This is a genomic window from Synechococcus sp. CS-1333, from assembly GCF_025128015.1.
In the GTDB taxonomy this organism is placed as follows: Bacteria; Cyanobacteriota; Cyanobacteriia; order PCC-6307; family Cyanobiaceae; genus MW101C3.
Window position 1 is genome coordinate 1 of sequence record NZ_JAHLYO010000027.1, and the last position, 19,799, is coordinate 19,799.

At 65.6% G+C, this 19,799-nt stretch carries 23 protein-coding genes; 7 read left to right on the top strand and 16 right to left on the bottom strand.

Features of this window, described 5'->3' with window-relative positions; genetic code table 11:
* The 3 genes from KQ303_RS10095 to KQ303_RS10105 all read left to right on the top strand — a co-directional run.
* Positions 1-246 (top strand): hypothetical protein (locus KQ303_RS10095; RefSeq protein ID WP_259730169.1); only part of this gene is annotated, 246 nt, incomplete at its 5' end.
* Between the two features lie 55 nt (positions 247-301).
* Positions 302-1,294 (top strand): YihY/virulence factor BrkB family protein, encoded by a 993-nt coding sequence (locus tag KQ303_RS10100; protein WP_259730170.1) that lies wholly within the window; start codon positions 302-304, stop codon positions 1,292-1,294.
* 256 nt (positions 1,295-1,550) lie between these two features.
* On the top strand, positions 1,551-2,036 hold the full coding sequence (locus KQ303_RS10105) for a zinc ribbon domain-containing protein (protein WP_259730171.1): 486 nt from the start codon (positions 1,551-1,553) through the stop codon (positions 2,034-2,036).
* A 755-nt stretch (positions 2,037-2,791) separates the two neighbouring features.
* On the opposite strand, the gene KQ303_RS10110 is transcribed toward KQ303_RS10105, so the two are convergent.
* From KQ303_RS10110 to KQ303_RS10135, 6 genes are all read right to left on the bottom strand, one after another.
* Positions 2,792-3,115 carry a DUF2834 domain-containing protein gene (locus KQ303_RS10110; RefSeq protein ID WP_311134144.1) on the bottom strand — a complete coding sequence of 108 codons (324 nt, stop codon included), beginning with the start codon at positions 3,113-3,115 and terminating at the stop codon, positions 2,792-2,794.
* Positions 3,116-3,204: 89 nt separating this feature from the next.
* Complete coding sequence (gene xseB, locus KQ303_RS10115) at positions 3,205-3,519, bottom strand: exodeoxyribonuclease VII small subunit (RefSeq protein WP_259730173.1); 315 nt, start codon at positions 3,517-3,519, stop codon at positions 3,205-3,207.
* Positions 3,516-4,715 (bottom strand): exodeoxyribonuclease VII large subunit, encoded by a 1,200-nt coding sequence (gene xseA, locus KQ303_RS10120; protein ID WP_259730174.1) that lies wholly within the window; start codon positions 4,713-4,715, stop codon positions 3,516-3,518. The genes xseB and xseA overlap by 4 nt, the downstream gene beginning before the upstream one ends.
* Positions 4,705-4,881, bottom strand: coding sequence for a hypothetical protein (locus tag KQ303_RS10125; RefSeq protein WP_259730175.1), 177 nt, complete (start codon positions 4,879-4,881; stop codon positions 4,705-4,707). The genes xseA and KQ303_RS10125 overlap by 11 nt, the downstream gene beginning before the upstream one ends.
* A gap of 149 nt (positions 4,882-5,030) precedes the next feature.
* Complete coding sequence (locus tag KQ303_RS10130; protein WP_094512408.1) at positions 5,031-5,177, bottom strand: chlorophyll a/b-binding protein; 147 nt, start codon at positions 5,175-5,177, stop codon at positions 5,031-5,033.
* Positions 5,170-5,673, bottom strand: a complete 504-nt coding sequence (locus KQ303_RS10135) for a hypothetical protein (RefSeq protein WP_259730176.1) — start codon at positions 5,671-5,673, stop codon at positions 5,170-5,172. Before KQ303_RS10135 ends, KQ303_RS10130 begins: the two co-directional genes overlap by 8 nt.
* 18 nt (positions 5,674-5,691) lie before the next feature.
* Here KQ303_RS10135 and KQ303_RS10140 point away from each other — a divergent pair, with 18 nt between their 5' ends.
* Complete coding sequence (locus KQ303_RS10140) at positions 5,692-6,450, top strand: HAD family hydrolase (protein ID WP_233132922.1); 759 nt, start codon at positions 5,692-5,694, stop codon at positions 6,448-6,450.
* Positions 6,451-6,515: 65 nt separating this feature from the next.
* Here the strand turns inward: KQ303_RS10140 and hrpB are convergent, their stop codons facing one another.
* The 3 genes from hrpB to KQ303_RS10155 all read right to left on the bottom strand — a co-directional run bounded on the left by hrpB (position 6,516) and on the right by KQ303_RS10155 (position 10,257).
* Positions 6,516-9,101, bottom strand: coding sequence for an ATP-dependent helicase HrpB (gene hrpB / locus KQ303_RS10145; RefSeq protein WP_259730177.1), 2,586 nt, complete (start codon positions 9,099-9,101; stop codon positions 6,516-6,518).
* Between the two features lie 331 nt (positions 9,102-9,432).
* The gene (locus tag KQ303_RS10150; protein ID WP_259730178.1) at positions 9,433-9,816 is read right to left on the bottom strand and encodes a hypothetical protein; all 384 of its coding nucleotides are present in this window, start codon (positions 9,814-9,816) and stop codon (positions 9,433-9,435) included.
* 138 nt (positions 9,817-9,954) lie between these two features.
* Entirely contained in the window at positions 9,955-10,257 is a 303-nt protein-coding gene (locus tag KQ303_RS10155; RefSeq protein ID WP_094512419.1) for a DUF2973 domain-containing protein, read from the bottom strand.
* 314 nt (positions 10,258-10,571) lie between these two features.
* Between KQ303_RS10155 and KQ303_RS10160 the strand changes: the two genes are divergently transcribed.
* Positions 10,572-11,717: a trypsin-like peptidase domain-containing protein gene (locus tag KQ303_RS10160; protein WP_094512423.1), complete on the top strand. Its 1,146-nt coding sequence runs from the start codon at positions 10,572-10,574 to the stop codon at positions 11,715-11,717.
* 331 nt (positions 11,718-12,048) lie between these two features.
* Here the strand turns inward: KQ303_RS10160 and KQ303_RS10165 are convergent, their stop codons facing one another.
* The 3 genes from KQ303_RS10165 to KQ303_RS10175 all read right to left on the bottom strand — a co-directional run bounded on the left by KQ303_RS10165 (position 12,049) and on the right by KQ303_RS10175 (position 14,782).
* On the bottom strand, positions 12,049-12,321 hold the full coding sequence (locus KQ303_RS10165; RefSeq protein ID WP_259730179.1) for a hypothetical protein: 273 nt from the start codon (positions 12,319-12,321) through the stop codon (positions 12,049-12,051).
* A 129-nt stretch (positions 12,322-12,450) separates the two neighbouring features.
* Positions 12,451-12,651: a hypothetical protein gene (locus KQ303_RS10170; protein WP_259730309.1), complete on the bottom strand. Its 201-nt coding sequence runs from the start codon at positions 12,649-12,651 to the stop codon at positions 12,451-12,453.
* A 403-nt stretch (positions 12,652-13,054) separates the two neighbouring features.
* Positions 13,055-14,782 (bottom strand): ABC-F family ATP-binding cassette domain-containing protein, encoded by a 1,728-nt coding sequence (locus KQ303_RS10175; RefSeq protein WP_259730180.1) that lies wholly within the window; start codon positions 14,780-14,782, stop codon positions 13,055-13,057.
* Positions 14,783-14,898: 116 nt separating this feature from the next.
* Here KQ303_RS10175 and KQ303_RS10180 point away from each other — a divergent pair, with 116 nt between their 5' ends.
* A complete protein-coding gene (locus KQ303_RS10180) occupies positions 14,899-15,132 on the top strand; it encodes a hypothetical protein (protein ID WP_094512438.1) in 234 nt (77 codons plus the stop codon).
* Between the two features lie 114 nt (positions 15,133-15,246).
* Here the strand turns inward: KQ303_RS10180 and KQ303_RS10185 are convergent, their stop codons facing one another.
* The 3 genes from KQ303_RS10185 to KQ303_RS10195 form a co-directional block, all read right to left on the bottom strand.
* Positions 15,247-15,492 carry a hypothetical protein gene (locus KQ303_RS10185; protein ID WP_094512441.1) on the bottom strand — a complete coding sequence of 82 codons (246 nt, stop codon included), beginning with the start codon at positions 15,490-15,492 and terminating at the stop codon, positions 15,247-15,249.
* 34 nt (positions 15,493-15,526) lie between these two features.
* Complete coding sequence (locus KQ303_RS10190; RefSeq protein ID WP_259730181.1) at positions 15,527-17,590, bottom strand: glycosyltransferase; 2,064 nt, start codon at positions 17,588-17,590, stop codon at positions 15,527-15,529.
* A gap of 133 nt (positions 17,591-17,723) precedes the next feature.
* Complete coding sequence (locus KQ303_RS10195; RefSeq protein WP_259730182.1) at positions 17,724-18,107, bottom strand: hypothetical protein; 384 nt, start codon at positions 18,105-18,107, stop codon at positions 17,724-17,726.
* Positions 18,108-18,234: 127 nt separating this feature from the next.
* On the opposite strand from KQ303_RS10195, the gene KQ303_RS10200 reads away from it, so the two are divergent.
* Positions 18,235-18,567: a ribbon-helix-helix domain-containing protein gene (locus KQ303_RS10200; RefSeq protein ID WP_094512444.1), complete on the top strand. Its 333-nt coding sequence runs from the start codon at positions 18,235-18,237 to the stop codon at positions 18,565-18,567.
* Positions 18,568-18,640: 73 nt separating this feature from the next.
* On the opposite strand, the gene KQ303_RS10205 is transcribed toward KQ303_RS10200, so the two are convergent.
* Positions 18,641-19,798 (bottom strand): anhydro-N-acetylmuramic acid kinase, encoded by a 1,158-nt coding sequence (locus KQ303_RS10205; protein WP_259730183.1) that lies wholly within the window; start codon positions 19,796-19,798, stop codon positions 18,641-18,643.
* Between the last annotated feature and the right edge of the window lies 1 nt (position 19,799).

Genomic DNA, 19,799 nt, shown 5'->3' on the forward strand with positions numbered 1-19,799 from the left:
AGGATAAAACTTTTCATTCCTACCAAGTTTTGCGTTGATCGAGCTTGTCATCTGATGATGATGAATCGAGAGAAGCAAAACACTGAAAGCCACCCGAAAGGGTGGCTTTTTTGTTGGTTGCGTGTTGGCTGGATGATGGATGGCTGGTGGGGGAGATTCAAGACACAGGCTGGGCATCATTTGTTCATGGGTTTCGCCTCTTCGCTCCCAGCAAGTGCTGCTGCAACAGGACTCTGTGAGGCGTGATCCAGCTGCCCATGCCAAGAATTGCGCTGTGCAGCCGCTGGTGTGTGCTTAAAGTATGCAGGCTGGCCGTGTTGATACTGTGCCGATCAGGCTTCCGCTGGCAGCAAAGAGGCTCGCTCTGACTGGTTGGAGGGCCTATCGCCTCTGGGATCGTTGTGACTGTATTGACCTCAGTGCGGCCTTTGCATATCACACGCTTCAATCCATATTCCCAGTGTTGCTGATCGTGCTCTCTACTGCGAGTGGGATTCTCGGTAGAGAGGATGGACTTACTGAACAGATTATCAGTTGGTCTGCCCAGTTTTTCCCCGAGGCTTCTTTGCCACTGATTCGCACCACTCTGCTCAAGTTGCAATCTGCCAGGGCCAGTGCTGGTTGGTTTGGGTTGGGGATGTTGTTGCTCACCTCCAGCAACGCCTATCTCACACTGCAGCGTGGGGCTGATCGTCTCTGGGGCGATCATTCGGCCATCCCTTCCGTTGCCTCTCCCATTCAGCAACAGCAGCCCTGGTTCGCTGTGCGCCGCTTTGTATTGCAACGCCTCAAGGCGTTTGGATTCGTGGGTTCAGTCGGTCTCCTGTTGGTGATTGATCAGCTCACCACTAACCTCCGATCAATGGGCACGCAGACGTGGCGTTCCATGTTTGATTCACACTTCTCCTGGTTGATCCAGGTCTTCCTTCCTGACCCGACCGTGTTGAATCTGGTGGGGTCGCTGCTCATCTCCGTGTTGGTGGCACTTCTTCTTTTGCGCGTGTTGCCTTCAGGGGTGACGCCTTGGCGTCCCCTGCTGCCTGCTGCGTTGTTGATCGGGGTGGTGCAGTTGGTGTTGAACTTAGCGGTGGGCCGCAGTCTAGTTTCCCTAGGGACCCGCTTTCAGGCCTATGGCGTGATCAGTGGTGTGCTCGTGCTGACTCTTTGGGTCTGGTTGCAGGGTCTGATTTTTTATTACGGCATCGCATGGAGCGTCGTTCTGGGCCGGCGGCGCAGTGGGGGCGATCCACACCTCGATTCGGCCGATCGTCTTGCGCCATTCGCGCGAGGATAATGGGAGCTAGGAGTAAACGCGTGGCCCGACCAGGTCTCTCCCTCCGACCACTCCCCGCCAGCCTTTTGCTGCTTGCTGCCGGTGTGGGCTCCATCGTTCTGATTGGCCTTCTCAGCCTTGCCTTGGTGCCTGTACTGCTGGGGGCTGGCCTCCTGCTTTGCTTTTTGGTGGGCGTTGTGCTTTTCAGTTGGGCTGGTATTGAGGGGCTTGCGGCTCTGGAGCGGTGGATCGAAAGCGACCCTCGCTTTCAACGCTGATGGAGCGGCGGATTCCCTGGGTCTGGATTCTGTTGGGTGCTCTGCTGCTCTTGGCACCGGGACCTGCTGGACGGCTCATCCTTGATCTGTTGGGTGGACTCACCCTCATCATTGTGCTGCTGCCATTTTTGCTGGCCGGCGGTGGATGGGTGGCGTGGAGAATCATTAGCAGCCGCGTGCGCACTTGTCCCACCTGCGGACTCACCACCCTGTCGGCGGTGAACTGCCCGGCCTGTGGATCCCGACTTGATCTAGATGGACCACAGGCTCGTGGCGTCGATCAGCAAACACAGGCACCAATGGACGCCGGATTACGGCGAGATCCGTTTTCTGCCGCGTTGTTCAACCGCTCTCTTTTCATTCAGGTCGATGACGACCCTGGGAGGGACCAAGCGAGCCGCACGACTGGTTTAGAACGCGAGGTAACCGATGTGACCATTGACGTTGCTGCCAGGCCGATCAGTGACAACGAACCGCCGGAATAATCCAGTACCGATGACACTGTTTGTGTTGATCGTATCCAGAAGAGATTGAGGAGACCCCCAGGTGAGTACGGTCTCCCATCGCTAACGGCCGACACATAATGAGGATTAGTGAGTCAGCGGGACCCATGGCCGTAAACATACAGACTCTGATTCGGACATCTACATTTGATACCGTTCGCACCGCCTAACCATCCAACACTGTCGACATCGCCGATGTCCCCACTGATTGTCTCCGTGAACACCATTGAAGCTTGAAACCTGTTGTCAGCGGTTTTTTCAACCGCCGGCATCGCTGATCCCCGACGCTCAAGCGGCTGAGACTGGTGACTAGCCTCTATGTGGCTGCTAAACGATCAACCGAGCCGCGGGAGATTGGCCCAACGGAACCGAGCAGAGGCGCGGCCAGCAGGAACGAACCGGTCCTCTGTTCTCCTACGTCCCCAACCAAGGACCGAATCCCCAAGCGCCACCCCATGCGGCAGGTACAGGAGTTGGACGACTAGGTGCTCGACCGGCTGACTCCAAGCTTTTTCAGGCTGTACCCCAAGGGTGCCTGGCCCTCAATCCCTCCTGAGCAGTTGCTGATGGCCCTGTTGCTGCAGGGGATCTACGGCAATCGCACGGAGCGGATGCTCACAGATGCGCACAGGAATCGCCCGATTGGCCGACCGGCCTCCCCACATGGCGCCGACAAACGTCGCCGGGAGTGGGGCAAGTGCTACACCAATCGGTTGAGCGGCAATTTCAGCGGGCTCTTATCCGCTGGCTGCGTTGGTATGGTCCAGCTCCTGCAACCGCCGTTCGCGAAGAAACAGAAACAAAGGAGCACCGCAGGCGAAGGCCAGCGTCACACAGCAGAGGAGGCAGATTGCGATGCCCTTCACCTGCAGCCGACGGGCTTCTGCCACCATCCAGATGGTTATGGCTGTAGCGCCAATGAAAAGATCACGCGAAAGAGACTGCGCCGCCGGATTGGCATTCGCCAGGCGGAGGAACAGACCCAGGTCAAAGGCGCTGTTGCTGAGTTGGATGAACTCCAGATTCGCCAGCCAGGGCAGGACGGCTCCCGCCACCGCCAACGCCAGATAGAGCCACTGAAGTCGATGCGAGCGGGCGGGCGCCCCTGTGATCGGAAGGACAGTGGGCCGTTCTGACCGTTCCGGGATTGTCATGGCTGCGTCTCGATGAATGGGGCGGCAGTGGCTTGATCACTTGCGTTGACCTCAAGCTGCAAGACCTCTTGCTCCACCTGCTGCAGTACGGCTTCGCAACGGTGGCCGTAGGCCAGTGCCCACTGATAGAGCTCCGCCATTCTTTCCACCTCAAGATCCTCCGACTGGAGCTGGGCTAGGGCCAGCTCCAGTGCCGTGAGGGCCTGGCTGTATGTGAGTTCGCCGATCTCCGCAGCCCAGGCGGGCGGAACGCTGGCAAGGGGGCCTGCTGCGTGGGCTTTGGCCTGTGGCTTGCTTTTGCGTATGGTCATGAAAGGGGCAAGCTGACGGAAGACTCCACCATGGCTTCGCCGATGGGGGTGGTGTCGGTGACCTGAACGTCCGCTAGCCCATCAGTCCATTCCAGCTGAAGGTGCTGGCCGATGCCCACCTGTCTGAGCGAACGCACGAGCTGACCGTTCTCGCTACGGGCCAGACAGAAGCCCCGCCGCAGCAGGCGTTGAGGTGAAAGGGCTTCGCGCAGATTCTCCAATTGCTGAAGCCGCTGGCGACGGTCCTGCAGGACCCGGGCTGGATGGCAGCGGTCGCGCTGGGCCGCTAGGGCGAGCAGGTTCTGGCGCTGGCTCTGCAGGCGCCAGCGCAATTCGTCGCCCAGCTGGGACCTGAGCGAGCGCAGGCGCTGGAGGGCACTGGTGCGGTCCGGCAACAGGGCCACCAGCGCAGCGGTGGGTGTGGCGGCCCGATAGTCCGCCACCAGGTCAGCGATGGTGGTGTCGCTTTCATGGCCGAGCCCGGTGATGACGGGGAGCGGGCACGTTGCCAGAGCCTGGGCCAGTCGTTCACCATCGAAGACGGAGAGATCTTCACGGCTCCCCCCACCACGGGCCAGCACCAGCGCCTCAAGGCCGAGGGCGCCGGCGTGCCGGCCCGCAGCTGCAATGGCACGACAGATCTCGTCCTCCACGCCCCCCTGTACAGGGATCGGCAGGATCACGATCCGGGTGGCCGGCCATCGCTCCCGTGCGGTGCGAAGCATGTCCGCGAGCGCTGCGCTCGGCACGCTGGTGAGTAAGGCAATCGCCTCGGGGAGAGCGGGGAGGGGACGTTTGCGGGCGGCACTGAAGATCCCGGACGGTTCCAGCAGGTCGCGGACCCGCTCAAAACGACGCAGAACACTGCTGAGGCTTGGCCGAACGTCGAGAACCTGTACACAGAGACTGGCCCGCGCCGGCCAGAAATTCAGCTTCCCCACCACCGTGACGCCGTCCCCATCGCCGGGGCGAAAGCTGAGACGCGGCAACTGGGAAGCCCACACCACACCGGCAATGGAGGCCTCTTCGTCCATCAGCGTGAGCCAGAGGTGACCCTTCTTGAGCTGAGGCCGGGACACCGTGGCTTCGAGCAGGAAGCGTGGCGCGAAGCCCCGCTCGATCAAAGTGCCGATCGCCACGTTGAGTTCGGCGACGCTGAAGCGGGGGAGAACACCGGTGGCGGAGTCAGCGTTCAAGACGGCCGTAGCAGAAACCCCAGTAGAGACTCACGGCCGCGGCCACCAGGAAAATGGATCGGCCGCTGGGGTGATCAAAACGGACCAATCCCGCGGCGCACACCACGAGGGCCGTGCTCAACAGGCGAGATCCATCGCGTCGGTTCTTGACGTAGAACGGAGCCATGCGAGCAACGTCGGCACGGAAGGCCCAGTCTTGCCGATCAGGAGTCGTCGTGGTGGACCAGTGGACAGACCAACTGTGAAACGTCAAAGGGATAGGCCCCACCACTCCTGAAGAAGCGGTGAGGCCAATGGGACGCTTCAGGCAGGAAATCAGCCCAGGCCGATCTGGGAGAGAATTCCCTGGCCGGTGAGCACTTCGGTGGTCAGGCCGATCACGAAGCCCAGCATGGCCAGGCGGCCATTCCAGGTTTCCGCGAAGTTGACGAAGCCGAAGCGGGGGGAGGTGGAGTCAGCCATGACACAAGCTCAATGACAGATCAAATCGTAACGAAAGATGGGGATGGCTTGACAGTTGCTGGTCTGTCGTTGGGAGGTTCGGGAATCCGTTCTGGGGATGCTTGCTCCACCGTGTTTCCGAGGGTTCTACCAACTGCCAACGACCAACCGGCAAACAGCCAGCAGTTATTGAGCCAGCAGACAGCCACAGACAAGTGCGGCAGAGGCCGCCGGCCAGCACTTCGCGAGCCAACCCGCCGCAGTTCAGCCCTCCGCAACCCAGCGCTCTGCAATCCACCCCTTCGCGATCGTTCACTCCGCACGCTTCAGCGATCAACGCTCCACCCGTCAACGCCCCACCGATCGACATCCCATCGTTTACCCCGCCATCGATAACCACCCCTTCAAACAGCACGCCGGCGGCCAACACTTTGGTGACCATCTCACCAACGACCACCGCGCCATTGGCCATCCCGCCGCTGATGTCCGCGCCATCAGTTGCTGCGCGACCGACCATCCGGCCACGGCCCAGCTGGTGGCTCGACTGCCGCGGGAGCCGCAGCTCGTGCTCGTCACCGATCTCGACGGCACGCTGCTGGAGGGCAGTCCGGCGGCCAAAGGCGCCTTCTACGCCTGGCTGGAGCAGCGCCGCGACCGGGTGCTGCACGTCTTCAGCACCGGCAGGGATCTGGCCTCCGTGGGTCGCTTGCTGCTCCAGGAGACCATCCAGCGGCCACCAGCTCCCCATCTGGTGATCAGTGACGTGGGCGCCACCGTGGCCTGTGGCACCAGCCTGGCGCTACTGCCGGGTCTGGTGGATCCGATCGATCGCCGCTGGCAGGGCTGCGCGGAACGGCTGGCCCCTCTGCTGCGGAACCAGCCCGGGCTCAGCCCCCAGCCGGTGAGCGCCCACCGCCGCCTCGCCTACGACGTGGATCTTGGCAAGCTCGACCCGGGCCTGCCGTCCCGCCTGAGCGACTTGGGGGTGGATTGCCTCATCTCCGCCGACCGCTACCTGGATGTGCTGCCGGCGGGAGTCAACAAGGGCTCGACACTGCAGGCACTGGTGGAGTGGCTGGAGCTGGATCCGAACACGGTGATCACCGCCGGCGACAGCCTCAACGATCTGGCCATGTTCGAGACCGGCCTCAAGGGCGTGATGGTGGGCAATGCAGAACCCGCCCTGCGCCAGGAGCTGCCCCGGCTGCAGCGCACCTATGCGGCGCGCGCTCCTGGCTGTGAGGGTATAGCGGAGGGGTTGAGGCATTTCGGCTTTGCCCACCTGTTCGACTGACACTTCGGGCCAGCCCTTCGACGTCGGCTCGTCGCTGCCACATCTTCGCCGCCGTCATGTTGCGGTCATTTCCGGGCAGCGGGCTTGGCGCGGCTCGTGGGCAGGGCCTGGCGGGGATCCTCCGGCCAGGGATGGCGCGGGTAGCGGCCCCGAAGCTCGGCGCGCACCTGCCGGTAGCTGCTGCCCCAGAAGCCGTCGAGGTCCTGGGTGATCTGGACCGGGCGGCCCGCGGGGGAGAGCAGGTGCAGGGTTACGTTCAGGCGCCCCTGGAGCAGCGCCGGCGTGCGGCTGCAACCGAACATCTCCTGCAGCCGCACGGCCAGCACGGGGGGAGAGTGGCCGTAGTCGATCGGTACCAGCCGTCCGGACGGCACCAGCAGCTTGGCAGGCAGGAGCTGGTCCAGGTCGCGGCGACAATCCCAGGGGATCCCCGACCAGAGCGCTTCCTGCAGATCGAGCGCCTGCAACTCCTGCAGGGAACGCCGGCCGGCGAGTTGATCGCCGAGCCAGGCGCCGAAATCACCCCCCAGGGCCGCCTCGCTCCGGTCTGGCCAGGGTGGCCCCAGCTCCCGATGGGCCAGGCAGAGGCGTTGCTGCAACTGCCGGCTGCCGGCGCTCCAGGGCAGGGCGATGAGGCCGTGCTCCCGCAGGCCCGCCATCAGGGCGTCCTGCACCTGATCGAGTGGGGCGTCCTGCCAGGGCCGCCGGCTCAGCACCAGGGCCCCCAGTCGGTGCTCCCGCACGGCCACCACCCGTTGCTCCTGGCCATCCCAGCGAACCGTTGCCACGCTGCTGCCTTCCAGCTGGGCCAACTGCTCCAGGCTGGCCCTCGCCAGGGGGAGGGCCAGCAGAATCCGGGCCTCGCTGCCTCCGGCGTCGGCCCGGGCGATGGCCAGGACCTCGGCGCCCGCCAACGGATCGCCGGGATGGAGCCGGGCGCCGCGACCGTTACGCATCAGAAAGCGGCCCCCGGCTTCCTGACGGGCCAGGGCCACCTGCTCCGGGTAGGCCAAGCCGATCAGCTCGGCCGCCTGCTGGGCTTCAGAGCCACCCGTGCTGGCTCTGAAGCCGCTGGTCGCCAACGGTTGGGCCACGCGCCACCCGCCCGCTTGCCGCTGTAGCTGTGCCAGCTGTTGGAGCAGGAGCTGACGGCGAGGGTCAGCGCCTCCTTGCCTCAACCAGTCGAGCCGCCGCAGCAGATCCGAGCCGGCTTCCTGTAGCCCGAGCGGATCGCGGGCCTCCAGCAGCACCGCCAGCTCGCAGGCCAACGGCAGCAGGTTGCGTTGCTTGGCGATCAGCAGCATGTGGGCGAGCCGGGGATGCAGGCCTAGCTGGGCCATGGCACGGCCATGGGCCGTGATGCGGCCGTGGACGTCCGTGGCTCCGAGCTGGCCCAGCAGGTCGATCGCCGCCAGCAATGGCTGCTGTGGGGGGGGATCCAGCCAGGGCAACGACCCCCCGGCTCCAGCGCCCCACTGCGCCAGTTGCAGGGCCACCGGCAGGGGATCCCGCTCCAGCAGCTCCGGCAGATCGAACGGAGGACGCCGCTGCTGCTCTGCCGGCGACCAGAGCCGCAGACAGCGGCCCGGGCCCAGTCGTCCGGCCCTGCCCTGACGCTGGGTGGCTGAGGCCTGGCTCGCTGGCTGCGTGACCAGCCCATCCATGCCGGTGCCGTGATCGAAGCGGCTGCGACGGCTGAGGCCGCTGTCGATCACCAGACGCACCCCCGCGATCGTGAGCGAGCTCTCGGCGATGACGCTGGCGAGCACTACCTTGCCCGCCTCGCTGCGTGCCTCCCGCATGGCCGCCGACTGCGCTCCCAGCGGCAAGCCACCGTGCAGGGGGGCAAGTTCCAGCTGCGCCCCCCAGCCGGTGGTCTGGATCGCCCGTTGGCATTGGAGGATTTCCCGCTGCCCGGGCAGAAACACCAGCACGGTTTCGCCTGTGCCGCGGGCTTCAAGCCAATGCTGCTCAAGCCCGCGCACCACCTGCTGCTCCAGGGTCTCCTGCGGCCTCGGGGGCTGGTACGCCAGTTGCACCGGGAAGCTTTTCCCTTCACTGCGGATCACTGCGGCCTCCGGCAGCTGGCGGGCCAGCGGGGTGAGATCCAGCGTGGCCGACATCACCAGCAGGCGCAGCTCCGGCGCCAGCAGTGGCCGGGATTCCAGTAGTAACGCCAGGGCGAGATCCGTGTCCGCTCGGCGCTCGTGAAACTCGTCGAAGATCACACACGACACGCCCGTGAGTGCGGGATCGCCCTGCAGCCGCCGCAGGAACAGCCCATCGGTCAGCACTTCAAGCCGGGTGGCTGCCGAACAGCGCTGCTCGAGCCGCACCCGATAGCCCACCGTGCCGCCTACCGCTTCATCGAGGCTGGCGGCGAGCCGCTGTGCGGCGGCCTTGGCCGCCAGACGCCGGGGCTCCAGCATCAGAACGGTGTGGGGTTCAGCCTGGGGCAGTTGCTCCTGCAGGCGGCGCAGTAGCGCCAGCGGGACACGTGTGGTCTTGCCTGCTCCGGGGGGGGCGTGCAGCAGCACTGTGGATCCGGCCGGCTCAAGCCGCTCCAGGATGTCCGGCAGAACCGCCTCAATCGGCAGGGGGGCCTTGGACGGGCCAGAGGCCGGAGGGAAGCTACGACCGCGCGGTTGCATGCCGGATCTCAGCGGCAGTCCGACGATTGTCCCCGGCAACGCAGGCGGGGGGTCAGCCGGAGGTCGCTGCGGGATCAGCCGAGCAGCTTCAGGATCAGAGCCAGCAGGGCGGTGCTGAGCAGCCCGAGGGATGCCAGCAGTCTCACCAGGGGTCCGATGGACAGGGCCAGCGAGGACATAAAGAAAAACGGAAGAAACCGATGCGTCCGTTTTAGCGCCCCTCTGGACCACAGGTGGTGGTCTTAGCCACGTTTCTTTGCCTGTTGATCAGGGGTAGCGCCGCTGCCACGCCGATCGTCAGCAGGTTGCGCACGGCACCGCCGGCCGCCTTTCAACGCACGTGACGGGCGCCATCCACCGGGTGATACGCCTCGCCGGTGGTTTCTTCGTAGACGACTGCCGGCAAGCCGGTTTCAAACATCGTCTGCAGGGCTTCCTTCAGGTAGGGGTTCCAGCCCCCGGTGGTGACCTTGCCGTGCCGCACTGTCCAGTCCCAGGTGCCCTGCAGGTCGCGAGGGATCCTGCCCTCCCGATCGCGGCGTGCCACGAGATCCTGGGATTCCACCAGGCCCACCAGGATCGGATCCTTGCCGTAGGAGGGCGTGAGGCTCAGCTCCAGGCGGATCGGATCCTCCTTTGTGAGCTGGAGGCGAAACCGGGGAGGAAGTTTGAGGCTGCGCATAACGGCCGCCACGATTCGAGTTCTCTGATCCAACTGTCGGCCTCCGCCGTGATTCGGTTCTACGTTCTGGTTGTACCAGCCCATGGGACCGCAGCAGGCTGATCCGGTGCGCATGTGCGCAAGCCAAGGATCCGCTCAGAGCGGGTAGCAGTTCATGGCGCCTTGGCTGGGCTAAGGGGTTTCCGGAGGAAGAACCGTTTCCTCCGCACCATCACTGAAGCGCACTGTCAACAGATCCTCCTGGGTAAGGCTGCCGTCGGCGTCGAGCAACTCCGGGTGGATGGTGAGACGGCCGGTGCGGTCAGTGCTCTCCGGCTGAGCACTGACCGGGGCGAAGGGGCTGGGAAACGGGAGATCGGCGGGTCGGGAGACCGCTGTGAATCCCTTGGCCATCACCCGGAACGCCTGCCACAGCAGGCCAAGCAGGCAGGCGCCGTAGAGGAGGGGAAACAGGCGGGCGAGAAAGGGGTCCATCGGTGATGGGCAAGCTGCCGTGGCCGTGGAAGGCCATGGCCCATCATCGCCTGCTTGAAGACCCGGGTGCCATGCTCCAGGCCCAGAGGGTGCTGCAGGCGGCGCCAAAGGCGAGAAACACCAGCAGAACGCTGCTTGTGTCCATATTCATTCATAAAAGTTCTTCAACCCTAGGGGCGGAGCGTCTTGCGTGCAGAGATCCTTTGAGCCTGCGCTTTGCCGCACTTCGTCACACCTTCACTGCCGCAGGCGTTCCTCAACGCCAGGCAACACCGTTACGGTCGGAATCACGTCCCGTTCCTGTTCTGATCGCCATGTCCATGAGGCGTTTGTCTCTCCGCCAGCTGCCTTATCTGCTCCCCCTTGCCGTTCTGCTGGCCTCCCCGGTGCTCACCCGGCCCGCTCCTGCGCCGGCCCAGGCTCAGCCAGGCGGTGCGCCTGGGCTCTCCCGGCAGTCGTTCGTCGCGGACGCTGTCCGCAGCGCCGGGCCGGCGGTGGTGACGATCGACACGGAGCGCACGGTGGTGAGCGGTGGCGGCTCAGGGCTGCCGCGCGGCCTGATGGCTGATCCCTTTTTCCGCCAGTTCTTCAACCTGCCCCAGGCTCAGCAGCCGTCCCAGCGCACCGAGCGGGGTCAGGGCAGCGGTGTGATCTTCCAGGCCGATGGCCTGCTTCTGACCAACGCTCACGTGGTGGAGAACAGCGACCGGGTGTATGTGGGCCTCAAGGATGGGCGCCGGGTGGAAGGGAAAGTGGTGGGGCTTGACCGGCTCACCGATCTCGCCTTGGTGCGTTTGCTGAGCCCAGGGCCGTGGCCGGTGGCCAGGCTCGGGAACTCTGATGCGCTGCAGGTGGGCGACTGGGCGATTGCAGTGGGCAATCCCTTCGGTCTCGATAACACCGTGACCATGGGGATCATCAGTAACCTCAACCGCAACGTGAGCAAGCTGGGCATCACCGACAAGCGGCTGGATCTGATCCAGACCGATGCCGCCATCAATCCCGGCAATTCCGGCGGGCCCTTGCTCAATGCCGATGGTGAAGTGGTGGGGATCAACACCCTGGTGCGCTCCGGCCCCGGCGCCGGCCTCGGTTTTGCGATTCCGATCAACCGCGCCCGCAGCATCGCGAATCAGCTGCTGGCCACCGGCCGAGTGGACCACCCGATGATCGGCGTCGGCCTCGACAACGTGCCCGGCACAAATCCAGGCAGCGCCCCGCGCGGTGCCCTCGTGCGCTCGGTGCTGCCGGGCAGTCCTGCCGCATCAGCGGGTCTGCGGCCCGGCGATGTGATCGTGGCGGTCGAGGGGCGTCCCCTGCCCGGCCCCGCCCAGATGATCGCCGCCGTGGAAAGCAATGGTGTGGGCCGGCCGATGGCGTTGCGCATCATCCGGAACGGCGCTGACATCGACCTTCAGGTCACCCCGACTGCCATGGTGGGCCAGGGCCAGCGGCGCTGATCGATCTCCGGTGCCCAGCGATCCGGGCCACTGAGCAGCTCGCAGAAACGAACGGTGATCAGCAGGGCCACAAAAACGAGCACTGCTGCAGACCCTGGCGAGAGGAATCACGAAGCGAATGGTCAGAGAAAAGCCATTGGGTCGTCAGACCCAATGGCTTGCTCGTTGGTGTTCAGGCTTGAGTCAAACGGGCTTGGGCCCGTCCTCCTTGGGACAATCGGCCGTGCGCCAATCGGCATTGCGATCGGATCTTTTGAACCATGCAGCCGCTGGTTGAGCGCTGCCGGCCGGAGGGGCTGGCAGCGCTGGGGCGACAGTGCAGAGGCCACCGTCAGAGCACGTCCGGGCCAGCCACGGAAAACTCCTGATTCAGTTTGAGAGCCGTGGGCTGGCTCTGCCCCTGAGGGTCGCTGAGGCGGCTCGGCGGACTGCCAAGCTGCTGGCGCATCATCCACTCGGTAGCGGCTCGCTGGGTTTGCCAGGCCTGGAGCAGCTGTTTGGCCAGACCGCGCAGCGACTGGGCGTCTCCGGTGGAGTCGATGACGCGGGTCATGCGCTCCAACTCAAATTGCTGGCCAAGGGTGAGGGCGAGCGGTTCGGACATTCCTGGCATCGCGGCGGATCAATGAACCGCCCCAATGCTACGAAGTGTTTCGAGGTCGCTCGTATCGATCGCCACAGAGTTAAGGGGATCGTGTCAGGGTCCCACCATGGCGGGTCTCGCGCCCAGGGATCAGTGGTGCATCCGCAATTGCTCTACACACTCGGTGATGCAGGCACCATCATCCAGTGAGCAAGTGGTGATGCATTCGAAGTAAGACTCAACAGAGTCTCCTGCGGCATCTCGCCCGTGGGCAGCATCCATGGCGATCATGCCGGCGTCAAGGGCGTCGGCGCCAAAGGAGGAGGGGGAGGACAGACGGGGATCGCTCATTGGTCCTGCGGCGTGGGATACGGTCAGGATATGCAGATCAATAGGAGGGGTCCAGGAAAATGAGTTTTCCTGCCTAAGCCTTCATGAAGTTTTCTGTGGTAACTGCTGCATAGAGCGGGCTCTCAGGCGCTTCTCCTGCCTCAGGTCCATGTGATGCATCCGGCCGTAAGCGGGTGTGGAGTGGCGGGAAGCGGGCCTGGCCATGGTTGGCGCTCCGCTCAACAGGCCTGGGCACCACTGACCCGGCACCGCTGAGCCCGGCTCCGACAGCGGGTGATCAGGCGTTGAGGGGCCGGTGGGATGCACCGATTGGTCCGGTTGCTTTCGGTTGGTACCCCTGCTTCCTGGTGGTCAACCGTCTGAGGTTGGCGCTGTGGCTTGCCCTGGCTGCGGGCGGCCGCGCTCAGTCCTGGCGGGTCTTGCGCGAGGCCGCTTTGGCCTGTTGCTTTTCCTTGTTGGCGGCCGTTCTGGCGCGACGGGCCTGGACCTCCTGCTCCAGCCGCTCGGCTTCGGCCTCTTCGCGCTTTTTCTCCAGGTAGTAGGCGTAATCCCCCCGGTAGAGCACCAGCTCGCCATCGCGCAGCTCCACGATGCGGTTGGCCACCTGGGCGATGAAATAGCGGTCGTGGGAGACGATCAGCGCCGCCCCGTCGTACTCCTGCAGTGCCTGCTCGAGCATCTGCTTGGCGGGGATGTCGAGGTGGTTGGTGGGCTCGTCAAGGATCAGCAGGTTGCAGGGAGTGAGCAGCATCAACGCCAGAGCCAGCCGCGCCTTTTCGCCGCCGCTGAGCTGCCCCACCTGTTTGAACACCGCATCGTTGCTGAAGCAGAAGCTGCCCAGCAGGGAGCGCACCTGGGTCTGGGTCCAGTCGGGCACCGCCTCGAACAGGGTGTCGATCACGGTTTTCTCCAGATCGAGTGCCTCGGCTTGGTTCTGCTCGAAGTAACCCGGCACCACGTTGTGATCGCCAAGGCGGGCGATGCCCTCGTCCACCGGCTCCAGACCCATCACCAGGCGCAGCAGCGTCGATTTTCCGGCGCCATTGGGGCCGACAAAGGCGATCCGATCGCCCCGCTCCACCTCAAGACCCGCGCCGAGAAACAGGATCCGGTCGCCGTAGCTGTGGCTCATGTCTTCGATCAGCGCCACCTGCCGGCCGGAGCGGGGCGCCGGCGGGAACTGGAAGCTGGGGCCGGACACCCCTTCCAGCGGAGCTTCGATCCGCTCCACCTTCTCCAGCAGCTTTTCGCGGCTCTTGGCCTGGGTGCTGCGGGTGGCGCTGGCGCGGAAGCGGTCGATGTAGGCCTGCTGGCCCGCCAGTTCCTTCTGCTGGCGTTCGAAGGCGGCCTGGGTGGCTTCCCTCTCCAGTGCCTTCTGCTCGAGGTGCTGGCTGTAGTTGCCCAGGTAGGTGCGGGAGATGCCGCGCTCGGTTTCCACGATCTGGTTGCAGATCCTGTCGAGGAAGGTGCGGTCGTGACTGACCACGACGATCGGCACGGGCTGGGCCACCAGGTAACCCTCCAGCCACTGGATCGTTTCCACATCCAGGTGGTTGGTGGGTTCGTCGAGCAGCAGCAGATCGGGATCCTGCAGCAGGACCTTGCCGAGCGCGATCCGCATCTGCCAACCGCCGGAATAGTCGCCCACCGGCAGGTCGGCGGATTCGGGGGTGAAGCCGATCGTGGGCAGGAGCTTGTCGATGCGGGCGTCGAGCTCGTAGCCGTGCAGGGCTTCGAAGCGGCTGTGCAGCCGCCCCAGTTCGTGGATCAGATCGTCGAGATGATCGGGGTCGGCGCTGGCCTGCTCGCTCGCCATTTCATGCTCCACCCGATGCTGACGGATCAGCACCTCGGCGGCCTCCCCGAACGCCTGGAAGAGCTCCTCCCGCACGGTGCGGCTGGGATCCACATCGAATTCCTGCTTGAGGTACACGATGCGGGGATTCCCCTGGCGCACCACCTGGCCGCTGCTGGGTTCCTCAAGCCCGGCGATCAGCCTCAGCTGGGTGGATTTGCCGGCACCGTTCACCCCCACCAGACCGATCCGGTCGCCTGGCTTCACTTCCCAGGTGACGTCGCGCAGCGCTTCGCCGGTGGGGTAAAGCTTTGAGACGCGTTCCAGACGAAGCACAGCGTGGGGGGTATTGGGAGTTGTGTCCCATCATCACGCCTGTGCCCGCCTGGAACCGTATCGGCACACTGGAGGGAGGAGAAAGGCGCCGCGATGATGGCCCACCGGCTGGAGCCATGGTGAAACGACTGGAGCAAGTGGCGGCGCTGGTGGTGGCCGCCGGTCTGGCACTGGTGAGTTACTGGCTGTTCTTCAGCTGGTCGCAGGGTGGCCGCTCCGATCGCCTGGCTCCGCGCAGCCTGACGCCCATGCCGGAAGGAACGGGAACCGAGCTGGCGCGCCCCCAAGGAACAGCCGCGCCGTTAGCAGGGGGAAACCTGCCGCTGCCAGCGGACCGCACACACCCCTGAGCGGGCGCACGTCCCTCTTCATCAGACGTGCGCCAAGGGGCTTGCGCAGAGCCACGCCGGCTGGGTTACGTAGAGCTCGTTGGCCTGGCCTGAGCAGGTAGCTGCGCGCCTCGATCAGAGCCCGCCGCGCGCCTTGACCAGCCACTGCCGCGTGCCTTCATCGTGGCTGGCCAGATGCTCCTTGACCTGCTCGGCGGTGACGGGCAGATTCCATTGCGCGCCCAGTTCCACGATCCGCTGCAAGGTGCCCTTCGGGTCTTGCAGCGCCTGGCGGAACAGCAACTGGGTGAGCTCGTGGTCTTGCTGGATGCGGGCGTACAGCTCGGCAACGGGGGTTGGAGCAGCGCTGGAATCTGTCATGGAAACGGATGGGAGCCGTTGATCTGGTTCGACGTTATGGGTGGCTGGTGAGTGGGGCGAGAGATTGTGTGGTGTTGATGGACTTCGGCACCAGGCTGCGGCGGAAGGGGCGTGCCTCCCGCGGGGCCCGCAGCAGCTGGGAGAACAGCACCGCCAGCGCCTTCCACTCCGGCGGAGCCTGACGCTGCGGCCAGCTGCCCGGGGTGCAGTACAGAAACTCAATGAGCGCGTTGTGGCTGTCCCAGCTGAGCGCCTCCCAGGCCAGTGCCACGTTCCGTTTCCGCTTGGCCAGGCAGCTGGCCGGCAGGGGGGCCGGCAGGCCAGGCAGCTGCAGGGTGGCCTCGCTGAACGGCGGCAGGTCGGCGGTGAGGCGGCCTTCCAATCCCCGCTCGCTGATGGCTTCGACCTGGAGCGTGCAGGTGATCCCCTCCGCCCGCAGCTGGACCGGCAGGTGGAGCGCCAGCCAGGGGGTGGGATCGAGACAGGGGGGATCGATGCAGCAGCGCAACGCCACCAGCAGGGCAAAGGTGTTGAGGCCGCCCCAGAACAGCCCCACCCAGTGGGTGGTGGGAGCCAGCGGGCCCGCCTGCAGTTGCAGCAGCACGGCGCCGAGATTGGCGAGGTTGACCACCAGCAGCACGAGCAGAGGCAGCATCAACGACCAGGCGCCTCCGCCGTGCTGGCGCAGGCGGTGCTTGGGCGTGATCGTGAAGCCTCCAGCCGGCATCACCAGGCTGCGCAGCACGGTGATCGCCAGTGGCACCGCCAGCAGCCAGCTCATCAGCTCCGGCAGCAGGGCATGGCGGGAGCCGCGGGTGAGCCAGCCCACCAGGGCCAGTTGGCTGCAGAGCACGGGCAGGGCATAAACGAGAAACTGCTCGAGCGTCATGCGGATCGGCAGGATGCCCAGCAGCCCCACACACAACGGCATCAGCAGCAGGATCAGCCGGGGCAGGTTGTTGAACCAGTGCAGCAGCCCCTCGCTGTAGGAGAAGCGCTGCTGTGCCGAGAGCCCCCGCAGCCGCAGAGGATTGGCGTTCAGGCGCAGGGTCTGCAGGGTGCCGGTGCACCAGCGCAAGCGCTGCTGGACGAAATCGGCCATCGTTTCGGCCGCCAGTCCGGCGCTGAGCTTCTCTGGCAGGTACACGAGGCGATGGCCGCGGGCGGTGAGCTCCAGGCCGGCCACGAAATCCTCGGAGAGCGCCCCCGGATTGAACCCACCGATGGCCGCCAGCGCCGAACGCCGCACCACGAAGGAGGTGCCGGCACAGACGACGGCGGCGTTGCCATCCCGCACCGGCTGGATCCAGCGGTAGAAGCTCTCCTCATCGGGAAGCAGCCAGCGCTCCATCGCCAGGTTGCGCATCAGCGGGTCGGCGTTGATGAAGGTCTGGGGGGTCTGCACCAGCGCCACATCCGCCTCCAGAAAGAAGCCGAGCGTGCGCTCGAGAAAGTGGGTCTGCGGGATGAAGTCGGCATCGAACACCGCCACCAGTTCCGCATGGCTGTGGCTGAGACCGAAATTCAGATTGCCCGCCTTGGCGCCGCGGCGATCGGGGCGGCTGAGGTAAGTGCAACCGAGGCGGTTGGCGAGCTCTTCCACCTCTGCGCGGCCGCTGTCGTCGAGCACGAACACGCGCTTGTGGGGATAACGCATCGCTGTCACGCCCACCAGACAGCGCCGCAAGACCGCCAGCGGCTCGCCGCAGGTGGGAATCAGCACATCCACCGGCGGCTGCCAGGTTCCGGCGCGGAAACAGGCTTCGAGTCGATCGGCCTGCCGCTCCCGTGGCGGAATCGCGCGCCAGCTGAGCAGGATCTGCATCATGCCGGTGCCCAGCAGGAAGGCTTCGCAGCCCAGCAGCACCAGAGAGAGGGTGAGCGCCAGCGCTGATGAGGTGTTGAGGCTGAAGCCCACCCGCCACACCAGGTAGCGCAGCACCAGAAACAGCAGCAGGGCCGCCGCCAATCGGCGCGCCGCCAGCGGACGCAGGGCTTCAGGCCGGTGGGTGAGCCAGCGGGCCGCCGCCAGCACCAACAGCACCGGCAGCAGGGCGGGGGCCAGCGAGGCCGAAGGAATCAGAGGGAAGGCGTTCAAGGTGGGGTCGGCGTTCCCCGAATACCGTCCCAACACCTTGCCGGATGCATTCCTGCGCCGTGGAAATCGCCGGCCGGGCCTGTGACAGGGTGCGTCTGAGCGTTGCTTGGCCAGCGGGACAGGGGCGCTCGCTTCAGGCCGCGCAGGGCGAGTCGAGCTCCTCCTGTTCGGACGCGGAGGCATCTTCCATGGTGCGGGCGTCGAGGCAGAGCACCTTGCGCAGCTGGGCGTAGTTGGAGGCCTGGGATTTGTGGCCCTCCTGGGCTGCGGCGAACTCCGCGCGCTGAAGAACGTGGTGCAGATGGGTGAGCAGATACGTGCTGATCACGGCGGACACGAGCACGTCACTTTTCTCGGCGCCACGGCCCGATCGATCGCTGCTGCCGGCGGCGCGGGCTGCAGTGCTGGCGGCGCGCCTGGCGGGTTTCGAGGCTGCCACCTGGCTTGCCTTGGTGTCGCCGGGGGTGGTGGGCCCGTCCGTGGCCCGGGTCACAGCCCTTGTCACGGCTTTCGTCATGGCTTCGGTCGTGGCTTTGGTCATGGCTTGGGGGCGGCGCATGCGCAGAGCTCCACAAGCATACGGCTGGATACTATCCCTGTGCACCTCTGTACACTCGTGTGTAGAGCAAGCGCACCCTGGGGCCGTGGCCACCCGTCAGACCTCCGCCAGCGGCCGCCCCAAGTCACCTCGCATTCAGGTGGTGCTGCCTGAAGAACTCTGTGAGCGGCTCGCCGCGGTGGCGGAGGCGGAGTCGCGCACGGTCAGCAACATGGCCAAGGTGCTCATCCAGCAGGGTCTGGATCGTCTCGATCAGCCGCCGCCCGAGCTGCCGCCGGAACGGCCGCGCGATGCCCGCAGTCAGCGCCAGTTGCGCACCGATCAGTTCCGCCAAGCCCTGGAGCGGCAGCAACGCAATGGACCAGGTCGTCTGCGGGGGGCGCCGCGGCGCCTACGGCTCTACCGGCCGGCGAGCTGAACGGCTTTTCTGGTCCGCCGGTTGACCGCGGCTTGGGTTGGCCGGTGCCTGCGGCGGCGGCAGTGGCGGGCGCTCAGGTGGTGGGAGTTGCGCGCACGCCCAGCACTGCGCTGCGGGAGGCCCCTGTGACGGAAGGCAGGGAACCGGGATGGCAGTGGTGGTGCCACCAGGCCAGCAGTGCGAAACCCAGCGCTTCCCGCTGGGCCGGCTCCACCCCCAGCTCCGACAGGGGCCGCACCATCACGCCGCGGCAGCGCTGGCGGAGCTCACGCACCAGCGTGCCGTTGTGGGCGCCGCCGCCTGCCAGTACCAGCTCCACTGGCCGGGTGCCCCGCTCCAGGTCCTGAGCGACAACCGCCGCACTGAAGGCGGTGAGGGTGGCAAGTGCATCTGCCTGCTGGGTGGCAAGTCCTGAGTTCTCGGGTTCGGCTGCCAGGGCGAGTTCCTGCAGGCGGCGGCGCAGATCCTCCTGGCCGAACAGTTCGCGGCCGGTGGACTTCGGCGCTGGCAAGTGGAAATAGTCGTCCTGCAGCCAACGGGCGATCAAGGCGTTCTGCACCTTGCCGCGGGCAGCCCAGGCGCCATCGCGGTCGTAGCCGAGGCGGCCATCGCTGAACTGCGCCACCGCAAGGTCGATCAGGGTGTTGGCCGGGCCGCAGTCCCAGCCCGTCACCGGGGCCTGCCGCTCCGGGCCACTGGCCGGCGGCAGCAAGGAGAGATTGGCGATGCCACCGAGGTTGAGCACCGCCCGCCAGCCGCCGATGCGTGGCAGCAACGCGGCATCGGCGGCTGGCACCAGTGGCGCGCCATGCCCGCCGAGTGCCAGGTCATGGGCGCGCAGATCAAACACCACCGGCGTTTCCAACAGCTGGGCCAGCAGGGGGCCCTGCAGGAGTTGCCAGCTGGCACCGCGACCTTCGGGTGTGGGCGGGCGATGCCAGAGGGTCTGGCCATGGCAGCCCACCAGCTCCGCCTCGCCGGCAGGATCGCAGCTGCGGGCGGCGCGCGCCTGTTCGACGGTGACCGCCTCCGCCAGATCCAATAGCGCGGCAGCGGTGTGTGGCTCCCCCTGACCCACCGCCACCAACTGGGAGCGCAGCTGCTCGGGGTAGGGGGTCGAGGTGCTGTGCAAGACACGCCAACGGGGATGGTCGCAAGGACCTTCAAAGCTGGCCAGCACGGCGTCGATGCCATCGGCGCTTGTGCCGCTCATCAGGCCCAGAACCTTCATC